General features: G+C 63.5%; 22 protein-coding genes and 1 tRNA gene. 14 read left to right on the plus strand and 9 right to left on the minus strand.

Annotated elements, in window-relative coordinates:
• Positions 1 to 118: 118 nt before the first annotated feature.
• Together AC3QL2_RS00635 and AC3QL2_RS00640 are read right to left on the minus strand one after the other, a co-directional pair.
• Positions 119 to 1,537 carry a D-amino acid dehydrogenase gene (locus AC3QL2_RS00635; protein ID WP_493234315.1) on the minus strand — a complete coding sequence of 473 codons (1,419 nt, stop codon included), beginning with the start codon at positions 1,535 to 1,537 and terminating at the stop codon, positions 119 to 121.
• A 115-nt stretch (positions 1,538 to 1,652) separates the two neighbouring features.
• Positions 1,653 to 1,737 (minus strand) — tRNA-Leu (locus AC3QL2_RS00640).
• Positions 1,738 to 1,783: 46 nt separating this feature from the next.
• On the opposite strand from AC3QL2_RS00640, the gene queA reads away from it, so the two are divergent.
• The 7 genes from queA to ispH all read left to right on the plus strand — a co-directional run bounded on the left by queA (position 1,784) and on the right by ispH (position 9,654).
• On the plus strand, positions 1,784 to 2,812 hold the full coding sequence (gene queA / locus AC3QL2_RS00645; protein ID WP_493234145.1) for a tRNA preQ1(34) S-adenosylmethionine ribosyltransferase-isomerase QueA: 1,029 nt from the start codon (positions 1,784 to 1,786) through the stop codon (positions 2,810 to 2,812).
• Positions 2,809 to 3,921, plus strand: a complete 1,113-nt coding sequence (gene tgt, locus AC3QL2_RS00650; RefSeq protein ID WP_493234146.1) for a tRNA guanosine(34) transglycosylase Tgt — start codon at positions 2,809 to 2,811, stop codon at positions 3,919 to 3,921. The genes queA and tgt overlap by 4 nt, the downstream gene beginning before the upstream one ends.
• 75 nt (positions 3,922 to 3,996) lie before the next feature.
• Positions 3,997 to 4,929: a bifunctional riboflavin kinase/FAD synthetase gene (locus tag AC3QL2_RS00655; protein WP_493234147.1), complete on the plus strand. Its 933-nt coding sequence runs from the start codon at positions 3,997 to 3,999 to the stop codon at positions 4,927 to 4,929.
• Between the two features lie 15 nt (positions 4,930 to 4,944).
• The gene (gene ileS / locus AC3QL2_RS00660; RefSeq protein ID WP_493234148.1) at positions 4,945 to 7,749 is read left to right on the plus strand and encodes an isoleucine--tRNA ligase; all 2,805 of its coding nucleotides are present in this window, start codon (positions 4,945 to 4,947) and stop codon (positions 7,747 to 7,749) included.
• A gap of 28 nt (positions 7,750 to 7,777) precedes the next feature.
• A complete protein-coding gene (gene lspA / locus AC3QL2_RS00665) occupies positions 7,778 to 8,272 on the plus strand; it encodes a signal peptidase II (protein WP_493234149.1) in 495 nt (164 codons plus the stop codon).
• A complete protein-coding gene (locus AC3QL2_RS00670; RefSeq protein ID WP_493234150.1) occupies positions 8,269 to 8,700 on the plus strand; it encodes an FKBP-type peptidyl-prolyl cis-trans isomerase in 432 nt (143 codons plus the stop codon). The genes lspA and AC3QL2_RS00670 overlap by 4 nt, the downstream gene beginning before the upstream one ends.
• Before the next feature lie 18 nt (positions 8,701 to 8,718).
• A complete protein-coding gene (gene ispH, locus AC3QL2_RS00675; RefSeq protein WP_493234151.1) occupies positions 8,719 to 9,654 on the plus strand; it encodes a 4-hydroxy-3-methylbut-2-enyl diphosphate reductase in 936 nt (311 codons plus the stop codon).
• Between the two features lie 173 nt (positions 9,655 to 9,827).
• Here ispH and AC3QL2_RS00680 read toward each other — a convergent pair whose 3' ends face one another.
• A complete protein-coding gene (locus AC3QL2_RS00680; RefSeq protein WP_493234152.1) occupies positions 9,828 to 10,931 on the minus strand; it encodes an aromatic ring-hydroxylating oxygenase subunit alpha in 1,104 nt (367 codons plus the stop codon).
• A 126-nt stretch (positions 10,932 to 11,057) separates the two neighbouring features.
• Here AC3QL2_RS00680 and AC3QL2_RS00685 point away from each other — a divergent pair, with 126 nt between their 5' ends.
• From AC3QL2_RS00685 to folE2, 4 genes are all read left to right on the plus strand, one after another.
• Positions 11,058 to 11,291, plus strand: a complete 234-nt coding sequence (locus tag AC3QL2_RS00685; protein ID WP_493234153.1) for an exodeoxyribonuclease VII small subunit — start codon at positions 11,058 to 11,060, stop codon at positions 11,289 to 11,291.
• Positions 11,288 to 12,184, plus strand: a complete 897-nt coding sequence (locus AC3QL2_RS00690) for a polyprenyl synthetase family protein (RefSeq protein ID WP_493234154.1) — start codon at positions 11,288 to 11,290, stop codon at positions 12,182 to 12,184. Before AC3QL2_RS00685 ends, AC3QL2_RS00690 begins: the two co-directional genes overlap by 4 nt.
• 51 nt (positions 12,185 to 12,235) lie before the next feature.
• Positions 12,236 to 14,125, plus strand: coding sequence for a 1-deoxy-D-xylulose-5-phosphate synthase (gene dxs, locus AC3QL2_RS00695; RefSeq protein WP_493234155.1), 1,890 nt, complete (start codon positions 12,236 to 12,238; stop codon positions 14,123 to 14,125).
• 83 nt (positions 14,126 to 14,208) lie between these two features.
• Complete coding sequence (gene folE2, locus AC3QL2_RS00700) at positions 14,209 to 15,018, plus strand: GTP cyclohydrolase FolE2 (RefSeq protein ID WP_493234156.1); 810 nt, start codon at positions 14,209 to 14,211, stop codon at positions 15,016 to 15,018.
• A gap of 91 nt (positions 15,019 to 15,109) precedes the next feature.
• On the opposite strand, the gene rplS is transcribed toward folE2, so the two are convergent.
• From rplS to rpsP, 4 genes are all read right to left on the minus strand, one after another.
• The gene (gene rplS / locus AC3QL2_RS00705) at positions 15,110 to 15,505 is read right to left on the minus strand and encodes a 50S ribosomal protein L19 (RefSeq protein ID WP_481113704.1); all 396 of its coding nucleotides are present in this window, start codon (positions 15,503 to 15,505) and stop codon (positions 15,110 to 15,112) included.
• An 88-nt stretch (positions 15,506 to 15,593) separates the two neighbouring features.
• On the minus strand, positions 15,594 to 16,322 hold the full coding sequence (gene trmD / locus AC3QL2_RS00710) for a tRNA (guanosine(37)-N1)-methyltransferase TrmD (RefSeq protein WP_493240423.1): 729 nt from the start codon (positions 16,320 to 16,322) through the stop codon (positions 15,594 to 15,596).
• Between the two features lie 50 nt (positions 16,323 to 16,372).
• The gene (rimM, locus tag AC3QL2_RS00715; RefSeq protein ID WP_493234316.1) at positions 16,373 to 16,879 is read right to left on the minus strand and encodes a ribosome maturation factor RimM; all 507 of its coding nucleotides are present in this window, start codon (positions 16,877 to 16,879) and stop codon (positions 16,373 to 16,375) included.
• A gap of 40 nt (positions 16,880 to 16,919) precedes the next feature.
• On the minus strand, positions 16,920 to 17,171 hold the full coding sequence (gene rpsP / locus AC3QL2_RS00720; RefSeq protein WP_493234158.1) for a 30S ribosomal protein S16: 252 nt from the start codon (positions 17,169 to 17,171) through the stop codon (positions 16,920 to 16,922).
• 210 nt (positions 17,172 to 17,381) lie between these two features.
• Between rpsP and AC3QL2_RS00725 the strand changes: the two genes are divergently transcribed.
• Complete coding sequence (locus AC3QL2_RS00725; protein ID WP_493234159.1) at positions 17,382 to 18,854, plus strand: cyclic-di-GMP receptor FimW-related protein; 1,473 nt, start codon at positions 17,382 to 17,384, stop codon at positions 18,852 to 18,854.
• Here AC3QL2_RS00725 and AC3QL2_RS00730 read toward each other — a convergent pair.
• A complete protein-coding gene (locus AC3QL2_RS00730; protein ID WP_493234160.1) occupies positions 18,851 to 20,095 on the minus strand; it encodes a YihY family inner membrane protein in 1,245 nt (414 codons plus the stop codon). The genes AC3QL2_RS00725 and AC3QL2_RS00730 overlap by 4 nt on opposite strands.
• A 36-nt stretch (positions 20,096 to 20,131) precedes the next feature.
• Between AC3QL2_RS00730 and wrbA the strand changes: the two genes are divergently transcribed.
• Together wrbA and AC3QL2_RS00740 are read left to right on the plus strand one after the other, a co-directional pair.
• The gene (wrbA, locus tag AC3QL2_RS00735) at positions 20,132 to 20,728 is read left to right on the plus strand and encodes an NAD(P)H:quinone oxidoreductase (RefSeq protein ID WP_493234161.1); all 597 of its coding nucleotides are present in this window, start codon (positions 20,132 to 20,134) and stop codon (positions 20,726 to 20,728) included.
• Positions 20,725 to 21,096, plus strand: a complete 372-nt coding sequence (locus tag AC3QL2_RS00740) for a DUF2069 domain-containing protein (RefSeq protein ID WP_493234162.1) — start codon at positions 20,725 to 20,727, stop codon at positions 21,094 to 21,096. Before wrbA ends, AC3QL2_RS00740 begins: the two co-directional genes overlap by 4 nt.
• 15 nt (positions 21,097 to 21,111) lie before the next feature.
• Here the strand turns inward: AC3QL2_RS00740 and AC3QL2_RS00745 are convergent, their stop codons facing one another.
• Positions 21,112 to 22,644, minus strand: coding sequence for a 2-isopropylmalate synthase (locus AC3QL2_RS00745; RefSeq protein ID WP_493234163.1), 1,533 nt, complete (start codon positions 22,642 to 22,644; stop codon positions 21,112 to 21,114).
• Between the last annotated feature and the right edge of the window lie 62 nt (positions 22,645 to 22,706).

The raw sequence follows: 22,706 nt of genomic DNA on the forward strand, positions 1-22,706 counted from the left end.
GCCCGTCAAGGACCCGCGAACGCCCCGCTCGGGAAGTTTGCACCGCACCTTGCCGTGACGGAAAGCGCGGAGAAAAACAAAAGCAAATCATTCAAAGACTTGCATCGAAAAGTGCATTCTACCCGACTTCACGCTGACGGTAGCGCCCCAGCCCAAGGCCGGACATGTCGATCTCCGGCTCGCGGCCGGACAGCAGATCAGCGATCACGCGCCCCGTTCCCGCAGCCATGGTCCACCCCAGCGTGCCATGCCCCGTACTCAGGAAGAGATTGGGCAAGGGCGTGGCGCCGAGCACGGGTGTTCCATCGGGCGTCATGGGCCGCAAGCCCGTCCAGAACTCCGCCCGGGACAGATCGCCCCCCTGCCCGAACAGGTCGCCGGCGACGTACTCCAGCGTCCGCCGCCGCGCCACCCGCAGATCGAGATTGAAGCCCACCAGCTCGGCAGTACCGCCGACCCGGATGCGCTCACCGAGCCGCGTCACGGCAACCTTGTGCATCTCGTCCATGACCGTGGACTCCGGCGCCCCCGACGGATCGACGATGGGCACTGTGAGCGAATAGCCCTTTACGGGATAGACCGGCAGATCGATGCTCGCAGGCTTCAGCAACTGGGGCGAATAGCTACCGAGCGCCACCAGGTAGGCATCCGCAGTTTCGACACCACCTCCGGTCGCCACGCCGGCAACCCGCCCGCCCTCGACCTTCAGCGCGGAGATGGGCACATCGAACTTGAAGCGGACGCCGATGCCTTCTGCCATCTCGGCGAGACGCCGGGTGAATTTGAAGCAATCACCGGTTTCATCACCCGGCAGCCACAGACCACCGACAATCTTGTCGCGAACACGCCTCAGGGCCGGCTCCTTTGCGACACAGCCCGCCTGGTCGAGCAACGCAAAGCCCACGCCGAAGTCCTCAAGGATGGTCATGTCGGAACCTGCAGCATCGATCTGCCGCTGCGCCCGGAATACCTGCAGCGTGCCGCGGGCGCGGTCGTCGTAGGCGATCCCCGTCTCGACGCGCAACTGGCGCAGGCAGTCCCGGCTGTACTCGGCCAGACGCAGCATGCGCGCCTTGTTGCGCGCATAGGACTCCGCATTGCAATTGCCGAGCAGCCGGAACAGCCAGCGCCACAGGGCCGGATCCAGGCGCGGCCACAACACCAGCGGGCGATGCTCCATCAGCAACCACTTGACCACCTTGGCCAGCATGCCCGGCACCGCCCAGGGCGCCGCATAACCCGGCGACACCTCGCCCGCATTCGCGAAGCTGGTCTCCAGCGCAACACCCGGACGCCGCTCCAGCACCGTCACCTCATGCCCGGCCCGGGCCAGAAAGTACGCACAGCTGACGCCAATCGCGCCGCCACCCAGCACAAGAACCCTCATCGCCGCTCCCCCTGAATCCATGAGCCGACACCAATCGGACGCATTGCGGACGAGACGCAAGGACCTGGACTGGCCTGAAGCCAGATTCCAAGCAAATATGAGACCACGCAAAAGGAAAAAGCGAAGAGAACAGCCGGGGGCCGACAACACCCGCCGCCGGCCAAACAGGGAAATCGCGCCCAACCCAGCCCCTTCCAATCACGCGATAAGCCGTTGATTGAACAAAGGAAATGGACTAAAGACGGGAGGCTTGCTAGAGTATTGCTGGTGCCGGGAGAGGGACTCGAACCCTCACACCTTGCGGCGGCGGATTTTGAATCCGCTGCGTCTACCGATTCCGCCATCCCGGCATGGGAAGCCGCGCATTATCTACGAAACTGTTACCTGTATCAACCCATGGCTTTAACCCTCGACGATTTCGATTACTTGCTCCCCCCGGAGCTGATCGCCCAAGCCCCTCTCGAACGCCGTACCGACAGCCGCCTGCTCCAGGTTTCAGCGCCACTGGCCGATCTGCATTTCTCCAACCTGCCCAGCCTGCTGGCGCCCGGCGACCTGCTTGTCTTCAACGACACCCGTGTGCTGCATGCCCGCCTGTTCGGCACCAAGGACACCGGTGGCCAGGTGGAGGTAATGATCGAGCGCCCCCTCGGCGCCCACGAAGCCCTCGCCCAGATACGCGCCAGCAAGTCGCCCAAGTCCGGCACCCGCCTGCACCTGGAGGGTGCGCTGGAAGTCGAAGTGCTGGGCCGTGCCGGCGAGTTCTTCCACCTGCGCTTTCCCGCCACCGAAGACCTGGTCGAACTGCTCGAACGCCACGGCCGCCTGCCGCTGCCACCGTACATCGAGCGCAGCGCCGGCAATGCCGACGAATCCCGCTACCAGACCGTCTACGCCCGCAATCCGGGCTCGGTCGCCGCACCAACCGCCGGCCTGCACTTCGACGAGCCCCTCCTTGCCCGCCTCGCCGAGCAAGGCGTAAACAGCGCCTACATCACCCTCAACGTCGGCGCCGGCACGTTCCAACCGGTGCGCGTGCAGGACCTGTCCGAACACCAGATGCACACCGAGGCCTACTTTGTCCCCCAGGCCACGGTAGACGCCATCGCCGCCACCAAGGCGGCCGGCAAACGCGTGGTGTGCGTCGGCACCACCAGCATGCGCGCCCTCGAATCAGCCGCGCGCAGCGGCACGCTGCAGGCAGGCGAGGCGGAAAGTGACCTGTTCATCCTGCCCGGCTACGCCTTCCAGGTGGCCGACGGACTCGTCACCAACTTCCACCTCCCCAAGTCCACACTGCTGATGCTCGTGTCCGCCTTTGCCGGCATGGACACCATCCGCCGCGCCTACGCCCACGCTATCGAGCAGCGCTACCGCTTCTTCAGCTACGGCGACGCCATGTTCCTCACCCGGAATTCCCAATGAAATACGAACTCCTCGCCACCGACGGCGCCGCCCGCCGCGGCCGCCTGACCCTCAACCACGGCACCGTGGACACCCCGGCCTTCATGCCGGTCGGCACCTATGGCTCCGTCAAGGGCATCTCGCCGCAGGACCTGCGCGACATCGGCGCCCAGATCTGCCTAGGCAACACCTTCCACCTGTGGCTGCGCCCCGGCCTGGAAGTGATGGAAGCCTTCGGCGGCCTGCACCAGTTCATGGCCTGGGACGGCCCGATCCTCACCGACTCCGGCGGCTTCCAGGTGTTCTCCCTTGGCGCGCTGCGCAAGATCAGCGAAGAAGGCGTGCGCTTCAGCTCACCGGTAAATGGCGACAAGCTGTTCCTCACCCCCGAGGAATCAATGCGCATCCAGAAGGTGCTCAATTCCGACGTGGTGATGATCTTCGACGAATGCACGCCCTACCCGGCCACGGTGACCGAGGCTGCAGACTCCATGCGCATGTCCCTGCGCTGGGCGCAGCGCTCCAAGGACGAATTCAACCGACTCGAGAACGACAACGCGCTGTTCGGCATCGTCCAGGGCGGCATGTACGAAAACCTGCGTGACGAATCCCTCGCCGGCCTCGAAGAGATCGGTTTCCATGGCTACGCCATCGGCGGCCTGTCGGTTGGCGAGCCCAAGGACGACATGCAGCGCATCCTGCACCACACCGCGCCGCGCCTGCCCCAGCACAAGCCGCGCTACCTGATGGGCGTCGGCACACCAGAAGACATCGTCTTCTCGGTGCAGGCCGGCATCGACATGTTCGACTGCGTGATGCCCACCCGCAACGCGCGCAACGGCTGGCTGTTCACCCGCCACGGCGACATCAAGATCCGAAACGCGCGCCACAAGTCGGACACCCGGCCGCTGGACGAATCCTGCGACTGCTACACCTGCCGCAACTTTTCCCGCGGCTACCTGCACCACCTCAATCGCCTCAACGAGATCCTCGGCGCGCGGCTGGCCACCATCCATAACCTGCATTACTACCAGCAGCTGATGCGCGAGCTGCGCGACGCCATCGCCGGCGGCACGCTGAACGATTACGTCGCCCGCTTCCACCGGGAACGGGCCGGCCAGGGAGAGTAAGCGGCCTGTAAGCCGGGGATGCTTCGCCCACCCGGCCCTTGCCGCTATAATCGCGCCTTTTACCAGCATTCCTCCATGCAGGTTTTCCGCGGAATTCCCGAACGCACCGAACACGGCTGCGTGCTCACCATCGGCAACTTCGATGGCGTGCACCGCGGCCACCAGGCGTTGCTGGCGAAACTCACCGCAAAGGCGCGCGCCACCGGCCTGCCCGCTTCGGTGCTCACCTTCGAGCCCCATCCGCGCGAGTATTTCGCCCACGAGAACCGGCCGCGCCGGCTCACATCCCTGCGTGAAAAGATCCAGCTCCTGGCGGCCCAGGGTGTGGACCGCCTCTATATCGGCCGCTTCAACGCCCGCTTCGCGTCGCTCACCGCCGAGCAGTTCATCGAGGACATCCTGATCCGCGGGCTCGGCGTGCGCGACCTGATGATCGGCGACGACTTCCGCTTCGGCAAAGGCCGCAAGGGCGATTTCGCGATGCTGCAGCAGGCCGGCCAGACGGCAGGCTTCGCTGTCGAGGCCATGCACACCCTGGTCCATGACGGCGAGCGCGTCTCCAGTTCGGCAATCCGTGAGGCACTTTCCGACGGCGACATGCCCCACGCCGCCCGCCTGCTCGGCCGCCCGTACAGCATCAGCGGCCGGGTCATGCACGGCGACAAGATCGGCCGTACGATCGGCTTTCCGACCGCCAACATCCAGCTCAAGCACCGCAGCCCGCCGCTGATGGGCATCTACACCGTCAGCGTCGACGGCCTGGCCGACAAGCCTTGGCCCGGCGTGGCGAGCATCGGCGTGCGGCCCACCATCAACGACGCCGGCCGCGCGACCCTCGAAGTCCACCTGTTCGACTGGAGCGCCGACTGCTACGACGCCCACCTGCGGGTCAATTTCCTGCGCAAGCAACGGGATGAGGAGCGCTACGACAGCCTCGAAGCCCTTACCGCCCAGATCGCCCGCGACGCCGAAGAGGCCCGCGCCTACTTCGTCCAGAATCCCCTCTGAATTCACGCCCCGACCATGTCCGACAATCGCAAGACCCTGAACCTGCCCGACACACCCTTCCCGATGCGCGGTGACCTCGCCAAGCGCGAGCCCGCCTGGATCGCCGACTGGCAGCAGCGCAAGCTCTACCAGAAGATCCGCAAGACGTCGGCCGGCCGGCCCAAGTTCGTGCTGCACGACGGTCCCCCGTACGCCAACGGCAACCTGCACCTGGGTCATGCGCTGAACAAGATCCTCAAGGACATCATCGTCCGCTCCAAGACCCTGGCAGGCTTCGATGCGCCCTACGTACCCGGCTGGGACTGCCACGGTCTGCCGATCGAACACAAGATCGAAGTCACCCACGGCAAGAACCTGCCCGCCGACAAGGTCCGTGAACTGTGCCGCACCTACGCCGCCGAGCAGGTGGAAGTGCAGAAGAAGGAGTTCATCCGTCTGGGCGTCCTGGGCGACTGGGACAATCCCTACCTGACCATGAACTTCTCCAACGAGGCCGGCGAAATCCGCGCGCTGGCTGAAATGGTCAAGCAGAACTACGTGTTCAAGGGCCTCAAGCCGGTGAACTGGTGTTTCGACTGCGGCTCCGCGCTGGCCGAAGCCGAAGTCGAATACGCCGACAAGAAGTCCCCGACCATCGACGTGGCCTTCCCGATCAGCGAGGGTGACGCCCTCAGGCTGGCTGCCGCCTTCGGCCTCGCCAGCCTGCCCAAGACCGCCTATGCGGTGATCTGGACCACCACCCCTTGGACCATCCCGGCCAACCAGGCCCTCAACATCCACCCGGAGCACGAGTACGCCCTCGTGGATACCGGCGACCGCCTGCTGGTCCTGGCCACCGACCTGGTGGAAGACAGCCTGAAGCGCTACGGTCGCGAAGGCGCGGTGCTGGCGACCACCAAGGGTAAAGCCCTGGAGCGCCTGGAATTCCGTCACCCCCTCTATGATCGCGCCTCTCCGGTGTACCTGGCCGACTACGTGGGCCTCGACGCGGGCACCGGCATCGTGCATAGCGCGCCGGCTCACGGCGTGGACGACTTCAACGCCTGGCGTGTCTACGGCCGCGGCAACGACGAGATCATCTCAATCGTCAAGGGCGACGGCGTTTACGTGGATGAACTGCCCTTCTTCGGCGGCCTGACCATCTGGAAGGCCAACCAGGCCATCTGCGACAAGCTCACGGAAGTCGGCAACCTGCTCTCCCACGGCAGCGTCATGCACAGCTACATGCACTGCTGGCGCCACAAGACTCCGGTGATCTACCGCGCCACCGCCCAGTGGTTCGTCGGCATGGACCGCCTGCCCACGGACGGCAAGTCCCTGCGCGAAAAAGCCCTGGCCGGCGTTGAGGCCACCGCTTTCTACCCGGCCTGGGGCAAGCCCCGCCTGCAGTCCATGATCGCCAACCGGCCCGACTGGTGCATCTCTCGCCAGCGCAACTGGGGCGTGCCGATCCCCTTCTTCCTTCACAAGGAAACCGGCGAGCTGCATCCGCGCACCGTCGAGCTGATGGAAGAGGTTGCCCAACGCGTCGAGAAAGAAGGCATCGAAGCCTGGTTCAAGCTGGATGCCGCCGAGCTGCTCGGCACCGAAGCACCCCAGTACGACAAGATCAGCGACACCCTAGACGTCTGGTTCGATTCCGGCACGACCCACTGGCACGTGCTGCGCGGCTCCCACAACGACGGCCACGCCACCGGCCCCCGCGCCGACCTCTACCTGGAAGGCTCGGACCAGCACCGCGGCTGGTTCCATTCGTCCCTGCTCACCGGCGCCGCCATCGACGGCCACCCGCCCTACAAGGCCCTGCTCACCCATGGCTTCACCGTGGACCAGCAAGGCCGCAAGATGAGCAAGTCCCTGGGCAACACCATCCTGCCCCAGGAAGTCACCGACAAGATGGGTGCCGAGATCCTGCGCCTGTGGGTTGCCGCCACCGATTACTCGGGCGAGCTGGCCATGTCGAAGGAGATCCTGGCCCGCGTGGTGGAATCCTACCGCCGCATCCGCAACACCCTGCGCTTCCTCATGGCCAACATCGCCGACTTCGATGCCGGCACGGACATGCTGCCCGTGGAGCAGTGGTTCGAGATCGACCGCTACGCCCTGGCCTTCACCCGCCAACTGCAGGCCCAGGCCCAGGCCGACTACGACCGCTACGAATTCCACCGCGTGGTGCAGGCGCTCCAGACCTTCTGCTCCGAGGATCTCGGCGGTTTCTGGCTGGACATCCTGAAGGACCGCCTCTACACCACCAAGCCCGACTCCCTGGCCCGCCGCTCCGCACAGAGCGCCCTGTGGCACGTTCTGCAGGCCGTCGTGAAGCTGATGGCGCCGATCCTCTCCTTCACCGCCGAAGAAATCTGGCAACTGCTGAGCCAGGACGCGGAAGACAGCGTGATGCTGCACACATTCCACCAGCTGCCCGCCCAGAACGCCGAAGAGGCGCTGCTGGAACGCTGGAACGCGATCCGCGCCGCCCGCGCCGACGTGCTGAAGGTCATCGAATCGGTCCGTACCGAAGGCAAGGTCGGCTCATCGCTGCAGGCCGAGGTGGAAATCCGCGCGGCCGGCGCCAAGTACGACACCCTGGCCAGCCTCGCTGACGATCTGCGCTTCGTGCTGATCTGCTCGAAGACGACGCTGGTCCGCGTCGACAACGAAGCCGACGAGAGCATCGTCGTCACCCCGTCGGAGCACAAGAAGTGCGAGCGCTGCTGGCACTACCGGGAAGACGTCGGTCACGATGCAGCGCATCCGGAACTTTGCGGCCGCTGCACGTCCAACCTGCACGGCGCCGGCGAAGCCCGCTCGGCCGCCTGAGCCTTGTAAAACCGCAGGAGTGCAGCCCTTGAAACTACGCCTCGGCAACTGGATCGGCCTCGCCGCCATAATCGTGCTGGCCGACCAATGGACCAAGCACCTCGTCCGCGGCGCGCTGCGCAACGGCGAAGTCATCCACATCACCGACTTCTTCGATCTGGTGCTCGCCTTCAACCCAGGGGCTGCCTTCAGCTTCCTGGCTGACCAGGCCGGCTGGCAACGCTGGTTCTTCGTGGCCCTGGCAGCCGGCATCTGTGGCTGGCTGCTGCGCCTGCTGGCGCGCCACCAGCACGAGTTGCTGCAGCCGCTGGCGTTCTCGCTGATCATCGGCGGCGCCATCGGCAACGTGATCGACCGCTTCGTCTTTGGCGCCGTGGTCGACTTCCTGTATTTCCATATCGGCCGCTACGGCTGGCCGGCCTTCAACGTGGCGGACTCCGCCATCACGGTGGGCGTGATCCTGATGATCGTTGCCCAACTGCGCGAGCATCGCCACGCCCCTGCCCAAGAGAAGCTCTCATGACCCAGATCGTCCAGCCCGACAGCCTGCTGACCCTCCACTACCGGATCTCCCTCGACAACGGGCAGCCCCTCATCAGCACCTTCGAGTCCAAACCGGCCACCATGCAGCTGGGCCACGGCGACATCGCCCCGGCGCTGGAGCGCTGCCTGGCCGGGATCACCGTCGGCGAGCACCATACCTTCCTGCTCGAGCCGGAAAACGCCTTCGGCGTGCACCGTGAAGACTTGGTCGAAAAGGTTCGCCTGGAAGATTTCCCCGCCGACGCCGAAGTGGCGCCGATGGTCATCATGGAGTTCACCGCGCCCGACGGCACCCGCTATCCGGGCCTGATCCGCGAAGTCCTCGACACCCATGCGGTGATCGATTTCAACCACCCGCTGGCCGGCAAGTCGATCCGCTTCGAAGTCGAAGTGATCGGCATCAACTGAACACACCCGAGGTATCCGATGGAAGTATTGCTCGCCACCCCCCGCGGCTTCTGCGCCGGCGTTGAACGCGCCATCGAGATCGTCGAACGCGCCCTCACCCAGTTCGGTGCGCCCATCTATGTGCGCCACGAAGTCGTGCACAACCGCTTCGTGGTGGATGGCCTGCGCGCCAAGGGAGCAATCTTCATCGAAGAGCTGGCCGACGTTCCCGCCGGCAATACCGTCATCTTCAGCGCCCACGGCGTATCCCAGGCCGTTCGCACCGAAGCCGAGGCCCGCGGGCTGCGGGTTTTCGACGCCACCTGCCCGCTCGTCACCAAGGTTCACCTGGAAGTTGCCCGTATGCGCGACCAGGGGCGTGAGTTGATCATGATCGGCCACAAGGGGCATCCCGAGGTGGAAGGCACGATGGGTCAGGTCCGCGACGGCATCTATCTGGTGGAGTCTGTCGAAGATGTAGCGAACCTTCAGGTCACCAAACCCGACATGCTGGCCTACGTCACGCAGACCACACTGTCCGTAGATGACGCCGGCGCCATCGTCGCGGCCCTGCGGGTGCGCTTCCCGGAGATCGTCGGCCCCAAGAAGGACGACATCTGCTACGCGACGCAGAACCGCCAGGATGCCGTGAAGTTCATGGCACCCCAGTCGGATCTGGTACTGGTGGTCGGATCGCCGAACAGCTCCAACTCCAACCGCCTGCGCGAGGTAGCCGAACTGCTGAATGTTCCCGCCTATCTCGTCGATAACGCCGCGGCCATCGACCCCGCATGGATCGTCGGAAAACTGCGTATCGGCGTGACCGCCGGCGCCTCAGCACCGGAAGTGCTGGTCGACTCCGTGATCACCCGCCTCAAGGAACTGGGCGCAGCCTCCGTTCGCCAGCTTGAAGGCGTACCGGAAAAAGTGACCTTCCCGCTCCCGAAGGAACTCCAGGGCAACGCTGGCCAATAAGAGGCTCAAGGGGCATCGCCCCGACAAAGCCTGCCCTCCCCCCTGCTCTTGAAACTCCGGCGCTCGCGCGGTAGCCACAAAAAAAGCCCCCGACTGCACTCGGGGGCTTTTTTCATTCAAAGCAGCGGAAGGACTGCTGCGCACATCAACACTCCGCAGCAGCCACCATCGGCTCAAAGGTGCGGCTGCATGATCCGCCGGTAGAACTCGTGAAAGTGTTGCATCCCATCCTCATAAGGCGACTGATAGGGGCCAACCTCGCTACGGCCCGCCTTCAGCAGTGCAAGACGGCCACGGTCCATACGCTCGCCGATATCGTCGTCCTCGATGGCGGTTTCCATATAGGCAGCCTGCTCGGCCTCGACGAAATCGCGCTCGAATTCGAGAATCTCTTCCGGATAGTAGAACTCGACCACATTGGTGGTCTTGTTCACGTCCGTTGGGATCAGCGTGCTAACCACCAGCACATGGGGATACCACTCGACCATGATGTTGGGGAAATAGGTCAACCAGATGGCTCCGTGCTTGGGCATCTCGCCGCCGTGATAGTTGAGCACCGCCTCATGCCAACGCTTGTAAGCGGGGGAGCCGGGCTTCTTCAGCGAAGTGATACCGACACGCTGCACGGAATACCATTCACCGAACTGCCAGGTGAGATCGTCGCAGGTCACGAACTGGCCAAGCCCCGGATGATAGGGCTCGACGTGGTAATCCTCGAGGTAGACCTCGATGAAGGTCTTCCAGTTGTAGTTGCACTCGTGGATCTCGACCTTGTCGAGCTTGTAGCCGGCAAAGTTGAGCTCGCTGGCCACCTGCATGCCGGCAAGGTCCGCCGACGCCGCACGCGGCCCCTTAAACAACAGCCCATGCCAGTTATCCAGCTTCTGGCGTTGCAGATTGAGGCAGGGGTTCTCGGCGAAGTGCGGCGCACCGATCAGCAGGCCATCCGGGTTGTAAGTCCAGCGATGAATCGGGCAGACGATATTTCGGTCGGCAACACCGGAGCCCTGCAACATGATCGCCTGACGATGACGGCAGACGTTGGACATCTGGTAAAAGCCGTCTTCCCGGTTGATCAACAGGTTCGAATGGTCGAGCCATTCCAGCGACCGGTATTGATTGACTTCCGGCACCATCAGCTCGTGGCCGACGTAGCCGGGCCCAGCATCGAAGAGGAGACGCTTCTCCAATTCGAAGACCTTTTCGTCGAAATACCACGAGACCGGCAATTGGGAAACCGCCGGAGAAAGCTGTGCCTGAGAAGCGATGTCAGACATCCCGAACCCCCTGATTCAAAGCGAAAGCCCGAAACGTAAAGCACGTTATTATATAGTATTACGCGTTTGACCTGTAGCCGGGCCATAGGCTATTTTTACGCTTTGCTCCAGTCGAATCGGCTGCCCATGGTCAAATCCGCCTCCGCCAAAACACCCAACAATTTCGAGTCGACCATTTCCGAACTCGAGTCCATCGTCCAGGAAATGGAAAACGGTTCGCTGTCCCTCGAGCAATCCCTTTCCGCCTACGAGCGCGGCACCGCCCTGCTACGTCACTGCCAGGACGTGCTGAACAAGGCCGAGCAGAGCATCCGCGTCGTCGAGAACGGCACCACCAACCCGGAGCAGTCCCAGGCATGAGCACACGCAGTTTCAGCCAGTGGATGGGCGACATCCAGCAACGCACCGAGATCGCCCTCGACCAGGCCCTGCCGGCCACCGACATTGCCCCCCAGCGCCTCCATCAGGCCATGCGCTATGCGGTGCTGGGCGGCGGCAAGCGCGTTCGTCCGCTGCTCGTGCACGCTGCCGGGCAGCTCGCCCAGGCTGATCTGGCGCGCCTTGATCGGGTCGCCTGCGCCCTGGAGATGATCCATGCCTACTCGCTGGTGCATGACGACATGCCCTGCATGGATGACGACGCATTGCGGCGCGGAAAGCCGACCGTGCACGTGGAGTACGACGACGCCACCGCCCTGCTGGTCGGCGACGCCCTCCAGACACTGGCTTTCCAGCACATTGCCGACGCCACCGTCTGCGACGATCCTACTCAGCAAATCGGCATGATCCGCCAGCTCGCCGCAGCATCCGGCTCCCGGGGCATGGCGGGCGGCCAGGCCATCGACCTGGCCTCCGTCGGCCTGGAGCTCAGCCTGGCCGAACTGGAATTCATGCACATCCACAAGACCGGCGCCCTCATCCGCGCGTCGATCGCCCTCGGCGCCCAATGTGGCCGCCCGCTGGGCGCCGATGCACTGGCCTCCCTCGATCACGTCGGCAAGATCATCGGTCTGCTGTTCCAGGTCGTCGACGACATTCTCGACGCCGAAGCGGACACCGCCACCCTCGGTAAAACCGCCGGCAAGGACGCCGCGAACGACAAGCCCACCTATGTCAGCCTGCTCGGCGTCAGCCGCGCCCGCGAACTGGCCGAAGAAATGTGCCAGAGCGCTCTGAGCAGCCTCGCCGCCTTTGGTGACGACGCCCAGCGCCTGTCCGAACTCACGCGCTTCATCGTTCGCCGCCAGTTCTGAGGCCAGCAGACCGACAACAAAGAATACCCATTAACGACCCGGTATCCCGGAATGCCCTTCGCAACGCAGCCCGCCAAACCTCGTACCAGCCTGCTGGACAGCATCACCTCTCCTGCGGACCTACGCCAGCTCGACCCCGGCGAACTCCCCAAGCTGGCCGACGAGCTGCGCAACTTCCTGATCGACTCCGTTTCCCGCACCGGCGGGCATCTGTCGTCGAATCTGGGAACCGTGGAGCTAACCATTGCCCTGCATTACGTGTTCAACACCCCCGACGACCGCGTGGTCTGGGATGTGGGCCATCAGACATACGCCCACAAGGTGCTGACAGGCCGCCGCGAGGCCATGGCCGGACTGCGCCAGTACCAGGGCATCTCCGGCTTTCCGCGCCGCTGCGAAAGCCCCTACGACACGTTTGGCACAGCCCACTCCTCCACCTCGATCTCGGCCGCCCTCGGCATGGCCGAAGCCGCCCGCCTGCGCGGCGAAGATCGGCGTGCGATTGCCATCATCGGTGATGGCGCGATGTCGGCCGGCATGGCCTTCGAAGCGCTGAACAACGCCGGTGACATCAGCGACACCAACCTGCTGGTCATTCTCAACGACAACGAGATGTCCATCTCGCCGCCCGTCGGCGCCCTTAACAAGCACCTCTCCCGCCTACTCTCCGGCCGCCTGTACAACGGCGCCAGAACCATCGGCAAACGCTTCCTCGAAAACCTGCCGCCGCCGGTCTTCGAGCTGGCGAAACGCACCGAGGAGCACGTGAAGGGCATGATGATGCCCGGCACGATGTTCGAGGAGTTCGGCTTCAACTACATAGGCCCGATCGACGGCCACGACCTCGAGGCCCTAATCCCAACCCTGCAGAACCTGCGCACCCTCAAGGGCCCGCAATTCCTGCACGTGATTACCCGCAAGGGCCAGGGCTACAAGCTGGCCGAAGCCGACCCGATCCTCTATCACGGGGTTTCCAAGTTCGATCACGCTGCCGGCATCACCGCCGGAAAGGGTGGCGGCAAGCTGACCTACACCCAGGTCTTCGGCGACTGGCTGTGCGACATGGCCGCTGCCGACAAGCGCCTCGTCGCCATCACCCCAGCCATGCGCGAGGGCTCGGGCATGGTGCGCTTCGCCCACGAATACCCGGATCGCTATTACGACGTCGGGATTGCCGAGCAGCACGCCCTGACCTTCGGCGCCGGCCTGGCCTGCGAAGGCTTCAAGCCGGTGGTGGCCATCTACTCCACCTTCCTGCAGCGCGCCTACGATCAGCTGATCCACGACATCGCACTGCAGAACCTGCCGGTCATGATGGCCATCGACCGCGCCGGCCTGGTCGGCGCCGACGGCGCCACCCACCACGGCGCCTTCGACCTATCCTACCTGGCCTGCGTGCCGAACCTGACCATTTTCTGTCCGGCCGATGAAAACGAATGCCGGCAGATGCTGTACACGGCCTACCACCACGACGGCCCGACCGCCGTCCGCTACCCGCGCGGCAGCGGCCTCGGCATCCAGCCGGAAAGGCACATGCAGGCGCTGCCGATCGGCAAGGGCGAGATCCGCCGCAACGGCAGCCGCCACGCCCTGCTCGCCTTCGGCAGCCTGCTCGGCACCGCACTGCAGGTCGCCGACACGCTCGACGCCACCGTGGCCAACATGCGCTTCGTGAAACCCATCGACCGCGACTTGATCCTCGAACTGGCCGACAGCCACGAGATCCTCGTCACCCTCGAGGAAAATGCCACCATCGGCGGCGCCGGATCGGAGGTCATCCGCGTCCTGAAAGAAGCGGGCAAGACCGTCCAGGTGCTGCAACTGGGCCTTCCGGACCGTTTCATCGACCACGGCGACCAACACCAGCTCATGGCCGAAGTCGGCCTCGACGCCGTAGGCATCCTCAAACGAATCGAAGAAGCCAGTCGGACGAATAGTTGAGCGCTTTTGTCGGGAATGATAGGATCAAATCCATCGAGGGGCGCCAGACCCCCATTCCCCAACGAGATTTACCGAGAACAGTCATGACCACCTGCGAAGCCCCAACCCCGATCCCCGACGTACAGAACTCCGCCGATTCACGCCAGCTGGCCATCAACAAGGTGGGCATCAAGGCGATCCGCCACCCCATCAAGGTTCAGGACAAGAAGAGCGGCGGCATCCAGCACACCATCGCGGTGTTCAACATGTACGTGGGCCTGCCCCACAACTTCAAGGGGACGCACATGTCCCGCTTCGTAGAAATCCTCAACAGCCACGAACGGGAAATCTCCGTCGAATCCTTCGAGCCGATGCTGCGGGAGATGGTCAGGAAACTCGAAGCCGAAACCGGCCACGTGGAAATGACCTTTCCTTATTTCATCAACAAGGCCGCCCCGGTTTCCGGCGTGCAGAGCCTGATGGACTACGAAGTCACCTTCATCGGTGAAATCCGCGAAGGGGGCAACTACGACTTCACCATGAAGGTCGTCGTTCCGGTAACCAGCCTGTGCCCGTGCTCCAAGAAGATCTCCGAGTACGGCGCCCACAACCAGCGCTCCCACGTCACGGTGACCGCCACCACCAACAATCACCTGTGGATCGAGGAACTGGTCCAGCTCGTCGAAGAACAGGCCTCCTGCGAGCTATACGGGCTGCTCAAGCGCCCCGATGAAAAGTTCGTCACCGAGCGCGCCTACGACAACCCAAAGTTCGTCGAGGACATGGTTCGGGACGTTGCCGGCGCCCTCAACCGGGAAGGCCGCATCGACGCCTACGTCGTCGAATCAGAGAACTTCGAGTCGATCCACAATCACTCGGCCTACGCACTAATCGAACGGAACAAGCGCGGCTGAACGGAAGGCTCGCAGCAGACAGCGCCCCACAGTCGATGCAAGGGGCAAAAAAACGGAACCCGAGGGTTCCGTTTTTTTGTACCGCGGAAACTTAGGCCTTGGCGGCAGCCTTGGCAGCGAAGGACTTGTAGTCCAGCTTTTCCTTGATACGGGCAGACTTGCCGGAGCGGCTGCGCAGGTAGTACAGCTTGGCGCGACGGACGTCACCGCGACGCTTTACCTCGATGCTGGCAACCAGCGGGGAATAGGTCTGGAACGTACGCTCCACGCCTTCGCCGGAAGAGATCTTGCGAACGATGAAGGCGGAGTTGAGGCCGCGATTGCGCTTGGCGATCACGACACCTTCGTAGGCCTGCAGACGCTCACGGTTACCTTCCTTGACCTTGACCTGCACGATAACGGTGTCGCCAGGAGCGAATTCCGGAATCGTCTTGCCTTGGGTCAGGCGGGTGATTTCTTCCTGCTCGAGCTGCTGAATGAGGTTCATGCGTAACTCCTGAAAAAATATGGGCCAGTGGCCTTTCGTGCAGAGCAGGTCGCCACCTGGTACACGGCTTTGTTATGAAAACCGGACATCAAGCCTCCGGCTTTCCTTCAGTCTGCCGGAATGCCTCCAGCAAACGAAACTCTTCCTTGCTCAACTTGCGCCCATCCAGCAAGTCCGGCCGCCGCAGCTCCGTGCGCCCCAGCGACTGCTGCAGGCGCCAGCGCCGAATCTCGGCGTGATTGCCGGACATGAGGACACTGGGCACAGACACGCCCTCGTACTCGACAGGCCGCGTGTAATGCGGGCAATCGAGCAGGCCATCGACGAAGGAATCTTCGATGGCAGAGTCTTCATCATTCAATGCCCCCGGCAATTGCCGGATCATCGAATCGAGCAAAACCATTGCCGGCAACTCCCCCCCCGAAAGGACAAAGTCACCCAGAGAAATCTCTTCATCAACGCAGCGATCGATCAAACGCTGATCGATCCCTTCGTAGCGACCACAGAGCAGAACGAGTGCAGGCTCAGCAACCAGTTCCAGCACACGCCGATGGTCCAGCGGACGCCCCTGCGGAGACAGGTAGATCACCCTCCCCGCCACACCCGCGCTTTCCTGCTGGCGCGCATGTGCAGCCCTGATGGATTTCTCCAGCGGGCCCGGCAACATCACCATGCCCGGGCCGCCGCCATATGGGCGGTCATCCACGGTACGGTAACGATCTTCTGCAAAGTCCCGGGGATTCCAGCAGCTCAGTTCGTACAGCCCGCGCTCCCGTGCACGCCCCGTGATGCCAAACTCCGTCAACGCGGAGAACATCTCGGGAAACAGGCTCACGACGTCGTAGGCCTTGCGGCCGCCGACTACCGTCACCAGTCCGCCTCCCACTCAACGAGAATACGGCCAGCATCGGCATCGACGTCGGTCACGTAACTGGCCACAAAGGGAATGAGCCGTTCGACGTCACCATCCTGCACCTGGAGCACATCATGGGCACCGGTCGACAGCAAACCCTTCACGACACCGAGGCGCACGTCCGAGGTGTTGAGCACTTCCAGACCGATCAGATCGGCCCAGTAATACTCGCCCTCTTCAGGCTTCGGCAATGCATCCCGCGGCACGGCGATATAGAAACCGTCGATGGCCTCAGCCCCGTTGCGGTCCGGCACTTCCTCGAAAGCCGCCACCAAACCACCCGCCTTGCCATGGGCCTTGCAGCCCTTCAGCGTATAAGGGGTCCAGTCCGCGCCTTCCGGATCCGTTCCGAGCCACCACTGTGGCATTTTTTTCCACGACAAAGGATCATCCCCGAAAGGATGAACCTTTACCCAGCCTCCCACGCCATAAGGGGCCGCAATGCGCCCCAGTACGATCATCTGCTCGGCAGGCGGAAGACCGGGATGCTGCTCAGCCAACTCAGGCAGCAGCCTTGGCGGCCTGCTTGACCAGACGGGCAACGGTTTCGGACAGCTGGGCACCAGTGCCTTCCCAGTGAGCCAGGCGCTCGGCGTTCACGACGAGACCGGTGGCGTTACCGGAAGCAACCGGGTTGTAGTAACCGATACGCTCGATGAAACGGCCATCACGACGATTGCGGGAATCGGCGGCGACGATGTTGTAGAAAGGGCGCTTCTTGGAGCCGCTACGGGCGAGACGAATGACAACCATGACTGTTCTTGATCCGATGGAATGGAAAAACGTTGGATAATAAATCACGCTGGGGAAATCCGCAAGGAAACAGATGGATGGATTGCAGCCAGCCAAAGGTGCCCTGCAAGGCCATTGCAGCTACTCCGGAATGCTTCAACCGGTCATATCAGCACCTGTTTGCAGGGAAGTTATTTACAATATGCGCTTGGCCAAAACATACCGCAGGCAATGAGCGCCGCCGACTCCCCCCTTTCCGACCGCACAGCCCCTGTTCTCGACTGGCTCACTACCGAGCTGTCGTCCGACGCGGAACTCGAACTGGCGGCTTTCGTACGTCACGTGGAAGACTTGACGCGCCCCGAGGTCGGCCAGGGGCAACTCCAGCGCTGCCTCGATCTACTGCAAGCCCGGGGCATTCAGATCAGCCGGATGTTCCGGCAGAAGCTCGCCGCCACGGCCCTGCCACTCAACGTCAGCCTTCACCGTTCTGCCACGCGCCTGGTTTCGGCCTTCGGCAAACTCGCCACGGCCTACGAAGACAGCCTGAAGGATGCCCACCAGCGGCCCGCCAGGAACGGTCGGCAGCCACAGGCCACCAGCGCCAGGGGCTTGAAAGTCCTCTGCGAGCAATTCGTCATTGCCCACCTGGCTGGCAACAGCGCCCCCTACGGCTTCTGGCTGCGGGCACATGCGCTGTTTCTGGCCGGCCTGGCGGACAAGCGCAGCGATAACAGCGAGGCCGACACAGCCTATAAATTCCTGCTGGCATTCTTTGCCGCCCAACCCGAAGGCCTGACCGGCTCGGAGACATGCTGGCTCGCGGACTTGCTGGATGCAACGGCCGGCGACACCAACATCGGTTACACACCACCGGGCGACGACGACCTTGGCTGGTTCTGGATCGACCCGGACCAGGACACCCCGCCGATTTCGGACAAGCGCCGCCCCCCGCCGCCGGTGGAAGGCCTCATCTACTTCTCTGCCGAAGAACTCGCGCGCAAGGCCACGACGTGGATCGAGGCCCTCGAAGCGGAAACGCCATCCCTGGATGGACTGCCCGCCCTGCTTTCGGCCACCGAAGCAGCCACCCTGCTGCGCCGGGCACGGGAGTACTGGGCCACGCCGCCGCACCGGGAGCACTCACGGCGCCGCAATCAGTATGCGGTTCGCGTCTGCTCCGGCCTCGACACAATCTGGAAGATGCTCCGCGAAACCGGCGCCGCCCAACAGGAACATCACACGTCGGAATGGATGGTGATCAACGAAAGTCCGACCGGCTACGCGATCATGCAGGTTACCGGAGCGGCCTCGGAGCTCATCGCCGGCATGGCCCTGGCCCTGCGCCGCAGCGATGATGACCCCTGGACCCTGTGCGTCGTGCGCTGGATCCGCACGGAAACCCCGGAACAGGTCGAACTCGGCCTGCAGGTCATCGCCAACACCGCCAAACCGGTCACAGTAGGCTTCCGCAGCGCAAACCACACCCGCCCGATGCGCCCTGCATTGGTCCTACCTCCCATTGCCGCCCTGGGGCGCCAGCAGGCCATTCTCGCTCCGGCCGGCACCTATTCCGCCCGGCGTTTCATGCTCGTGTCCGACACCAATCGACTTTACGTGGCCCAGGGCCGCCTCCTGAGCCTCGACATGCAGACGTCGGCCGTCGAGCTCTTCCAGTACGAGATCGACCCCTACCCGCTTTAAGCCCCCTGAGAACGCAGGCTCGCGATCGGCCGGGCCGTCGCTTGGTCGAAATTCGCGAGCATTGCATCCCAGCATTCACACACCTCGGCAGCAGAGGTCGCACCGGCCCGCCACACGTCGGGTAGCCGCCCCCAGCCAAAAAGGCTGCCAACCTCCGCCAGCGGCACTGCATCGGCGGCTTTTACGAGTAACCAACCACCTCCGTCGAGACGCGCCGCAATCCCTGCCGACTCGAGAACCTCCAAGGTCCTCCGCATGTCGTCATGCCCGACGGCCGACAACTCGGCGAGTTGCACCATCGTCCTCGCCCCCCCTTCCCGCTGGGCGCCCACGAGTTCTCTCAGCGCCAGCAACGCCACGAAAAGATCCCGCCCAGGAAAGGCCGGCAGCAGGGCATGCACCAGCTTGCGCTCTGGCAGAACGGCAGCAAGAACGGCACCAAGAAGAATCACGATCCAGGACAGATACAGCCACAGCAGAAAGATCGGCACGGCCGCAAACGCCCCATAGACCAGCGTATAGCTCGGAAAATGCGCGAGATAGATGGCGAACAGGCGCTGCATGACGAGAAATCCCGTTGCCGCGCATAAGCCCGCAAACATCGCATCCCTCGCCCGCACACTGCAGTGGGGAACCACCAGATAGAGCGTACCGAAGACGCCCGTCAGGACGGCCACGGCGATCAAGCGCACGCCCAGCCCTTCAAGCCACACCGGCTCGTTCATGATGTCGAGAGACATGCTCAACATCGCGCTGGCCGCAAACACACAGCCCGCCAGCAAAAAGGGGCCGAGGGAGAGCGCCGCCCAGTAGGCTGCCAGGCGCGTTGCCCACGGGCGGCGGCTGTTGATCATCCAGATCTGGTTGATGACCTGGTCGATGGTCTTCATCAGCATCATCGTCGTGGCGATCAGCACCAGCGCACCGACAACCGTCAGATTGGCGGCCTTTTCACTGAACTGCAGTGCATAGGTCGCAATGACCTTGCCGGCTCTGTCCGGCAACAGGTTGTCGAGAAGGAAGCCGCGCAACGCATCCCCGAAACGGGCCGACTGCGGGAGCTTGCTGAATACGATGGCCACCAACGTGACGAGCGGCACCAGCGACAGCAGCGTCGTAAACGCCAGGCTGCCGGCAACCTGCGCACACCGTCCGTCACGAAATCGTCGCAGCACGGCCGACGCCAGATGTGCCACCGGCAAGCGTCGATGCAAACGAGGGAAATCAGGGCTCGGGTTCATTTACGTATAATGCGCTTCCGTTTTGCAGGCTCTACCATGCAAGAAGTTCTTGTCCTTTATTACAGCCATCGGGGCTCGGTGCGGGCGCTGGCCGAACTGATCGCCCGCGGCGTCGAATCCGTTCCTGGCATGGCCGCCCGCCTGCGCACCGTTCCGCGCGTGTCTGCCGTCTGCGAAGCAATCGAAGATGGCATTCCCGACCGGGGCGCCCCGTACGCCGACATCCGTGACCTCGAAGAGTGCGTCGGCCTGGCACTCGGCAGCCCTACCCGCTTCGGCAACATGGCGGCACCGGTCAAGTACTTCCTGGACGGCACTGCCGGGCCCTGGCTGTCAGGCGCCCTGGCGGGAAAGCCGGCTTGCGTATTCACGTCATCGGCAAGCCAGCACGGCGGCCAGGAAAGCACGCTGCTGTCGATGATGACACCGCTGCTGCACCACGGGATGCTGATCGTCGGCCTGCCGTTTTCCGAGCCCGATCTGACCCGCACACGCAGCGGCGGCTCCCCTTACGGCGCCACCCATTGGGCCGGCAAGGAGGACAACACCCTGATCACCGAAGAGGAAAAACGCCTCGCCACTGCTCTTGGCCGGCGACTTGCCGAAACTGCCAGAAAGCTCTCGCTCCCATGACACCCAAGACCCTATCCCTCGTCGCCAGCATCACGCTGCTGCTCCTGATCGCCCTGTGCCTGGCATGGGAAGCCATCCTGGCCCCCCTGCGCCCCGGCGGATCCTGGATGACCCTGAAGGTCCTCCCGCTGATGCTGGCGCTGTTCGGCATTCTGCGCGGCAAACGCTACACCTATCAGTGGAGCTCGATGATGATCCTGCTCTACCTGACCGAAGGCGTGGTCCGCACCAACGACGCCCCCCCCGGCAGCGCCCTCGCGCTGGCCGAAGCCGTGCTGAGCGTGATCTTTTTCATCGCGGTGGTGATTTACGCCCGCAACACCGCGCCGTCACGACTGGCCAGGGCTGCCGTCGACGACAAACCCTGAACCATACGACGTGCGTCAGACCTGGGGATTCAACCGCTCCAGCTTTGAGTGCAGTTTGTTGAGCGCATTGAGGTAGGCCTTCGCGGACGCGACGATGATGTCGGTGTCCGCCCCCTGCCCGTTGACCACCCGGTCCTCCTTGGAGAGGCGGACGGTCACTTCGCCCTGAGCGTCGGTGCCGGTAGTGATCGCATTCACCGAGTACAGGAGCAGCTGGGTACCGCTCTCGGCAACAGCCTCAATAGCCTTGAACGCCGCATCCACCGGCCCTGAACCGCTGGACTCGACCTTGGCCTCCTTGCCACCGACGGACAGGGTCAGACGCGCACTGGGCGTCTCGCCGGTCTCGGAATGGAAAGAAGACGCCACCAGACGGAAATGCTCCTGAGGCTCCGCGCTCTCGTCGCTCATCAGCGCCTGCAGATCCTCGTCGAAGATCTCGTGCTTCTTGTCCGCCAGCTCCTTGAAGCGCGCGAAGGCGTGATTCAGCTGCTCCTCGGACTTGATCTCGACACCGAGCTCGATGAGCCGTGAACGGAACGCGTTACGCCCCGAGTGCTTGCCCATCACCAGCTTGTTGGTGGTCCAGCCCACATCCTCGGCACGCATGATCTCGTAGGTCTCGCGGTGTTTGAGCACGCCATCCTGATGGATGCCGGACTCATGCGCGAAAGCATTCGCACCAACAATCGCCTTGTTCGGCTGCACGGGGAAGCCGGTGATGCCGGACACCAGCTTGGAGGCCGGCACGATCTGCGTCGTGTCGATGCGCGTGTCGCACTGGAAGATGTCCTTGCGCGTGCGCACCGCCATTACGATCTCTTCCAGCGATGCGTTGCCCGCCCGCTCGCCAAGGCCATTGACGGTGCACTCCACCTGGCGCGCGCCGGCTCGCACAGCAGCCAGCGAATTGGCCACCGCCAGCCCCAGGTCGTTATGGCAATGCACCGACCACACCACCTTGTCGGAATTCGGCACGCGCTCGATCAGCGTACGGATCGTCTCCGCAAACTGCTCCGGCACGTTGTAGCCGACGGTATCCGGCACATTGATGGTCGTGGCGCCCGCCTTGATGACCGCCTCGAAAATGCGGCACAGGAAATCGATCTCGGAACGACCGGCATCCTCGGCGGAGAACTCGATGTCGCTGGTGTATTCCCGCGCCCAGCCAATCGCCCGCACCGCCTGCTCGACCACCTGGTCGGGGCTCATGCGCAGCTTCTTCTCCATGTGGATCGGGCTGGTCGCGATAAAGGTGTGGATACGCCCGGAAGCCGCCGGACGAATGGCCTCGCCGGCGCGCCGGATGTCGTTTTCGTTGGCCCGGGCCAACGAACAGACGGTCGAATCCTTGATAGCCTCCGCCACCGCGCGGACCGCCTCGAAGTCGCCATTGGACGCCGCGGCGAAACCCGCCTCGATCACATTGACCTTCATACGCTCCAGTTGCCGGGCGATGCGCAGCTTCTCGTCCCGCGTCATCGAGGCACCCGGGCTCTGCTCCCCGTCACGCAAGGTGGTGTCGAAAATGATCAACTGGTCGTTCATGATTGGCTCCTGCCAGATTTATTGATGTTTTGATCGAACGGCTCAGCTGCCGTTCCGTACCA

This window comes from Zoogloea sp. GW822-FHT05C07, assembly GCF_058800215.1.

Coding starts and splice junctions, on each gene's coding strand:
- AC3QL2_RS00655 (WP_493234147.1), top strand. CDS start 3,997: ATGCAGGTTTTCCGCGGAATTCCCGAACGCACCGAACACGGCTGCGTG.
- tgt (WP_493234146.1), top strand. CDS start 2,809: ATGAAATACGAACTCCTCGCCACCGACGGCGCCGCCCGCCGCGGCCGC.
- AC3QL2_RS00725 (WP_493234159.1), top strand. CDS start 17,382: ATGAGCGCCGCCGACTCCCCCCTTTCCGACCGCACAGCCCCTGTTCTC.
- AC3QL2_RS00680 (WP_493234152.1), bottom strand. CDS start 10,931: ATGTCTGACATCGCTTCTCAGGCACAGCTTTCTCCGGCGGTTTCCCAA.
- rplS (WP_481113704.1), bottom strand. CDS start 15,505: ATGAACCTCATTCAGCAGCTCGAGCAGGAAGAAATCACCCGCCTGACC.
- AC3QL2_RS00740 (WP_493234162.1), top strand. CDS start 20,725: ATGACACCCAAGACCCTATCCCTCGTCGCCAGCATCACGCTGCTGCTC.
- AC3QL2_RS00730 (WP_493234160.1), bottom strand. CDS start 20,095: ATGAACCCGAGCCCTGATTTCCCTCGTTTGCATCGACGCTTGCCGGTG.
- ileS (WP_493234148.1), top strand. CDS start 4,945: ATGTCCGACAATCGCAAGACCCTGAACCTGCCCGACACACCCTTCCCG.
- rimM (WP_493234316.1), bottom strand. CDS start 16,879: ATGATCGTACTGGGGCGCATTGCGGCCCCTTATGGCGTGGGAGGCTGG.
- wrbA (WP_493234161.1), top strand. CDS start 20,132: ATGCAAGAAGTTCTTGTCCTTTATTACAGCCATCGGGGCTCGGTGCGG.
- ispH (WP_493234151.1), top strand. CDS start 8,719: ATGGAAGTATTGCTCGCCACCCCCCGCGGCTTCTGCGCCGGCGTTGAA.
- AC3QL2_RS00685 (WP_493234153.1), top strand. CDS start 11,058: ATGGTCAAATCCGCCTCCGCCAAAACACCCAACAATTTCGAGTCGACC.
- AC3QL2_RS00690 (WP_493234154.1), top strand. CDS start 11,288: ATGAGCACACGCAGTTTCAGCCAGTGGATGGGCGACATCCAGCAACGC.
- AC3QL2_RS00670 (WP_493234150.1), top strand. CDS start 8,269: ATGACCCAGATCGTCCAGCCCGACAGCCTGCTGACCCTCCACTACCGG.
- rpsP (WP_493234158.1), bottom strand. CDS start 17,171: ATGGTTGTCATTCGTCTCGCCCGTAGCGGCTCCAAGAAGCGCCCTTTC.
- AC3QL2_RS00745 (WP_493234163.1), bottom strand. CDS start 22,644: ATGAACGACCAGTTGATCATTTTCGACACCACCTTGCGTGACGGGGAG.
- queA (WP_493234145.1), top strand. CDS start 1,784: ATGGCTTTAACCCTCGACGATTTCGATTACTTGCTCCCCCCGGAGCTG.
- trmD (WP_493240423.1), bottom strand. CDS start 16,322: ATGTTCTCCGCGTTGACGGAGTTTGGCATCACGGGGCGTGCACGGGAG.
- folE2 (WP_493234156.1), top strand. CDS start 14,209: ATGACCACCTGCGAAGCCCCAACCCCGATCCCCGACGTACAGAACTCC.
- dxs (WP_493234155.1), top strand. CDS start 12,236: ATGCCCTTCGCAACGCAGCCCGCCAAACCTCGTACCAGCCTGCTGGAC.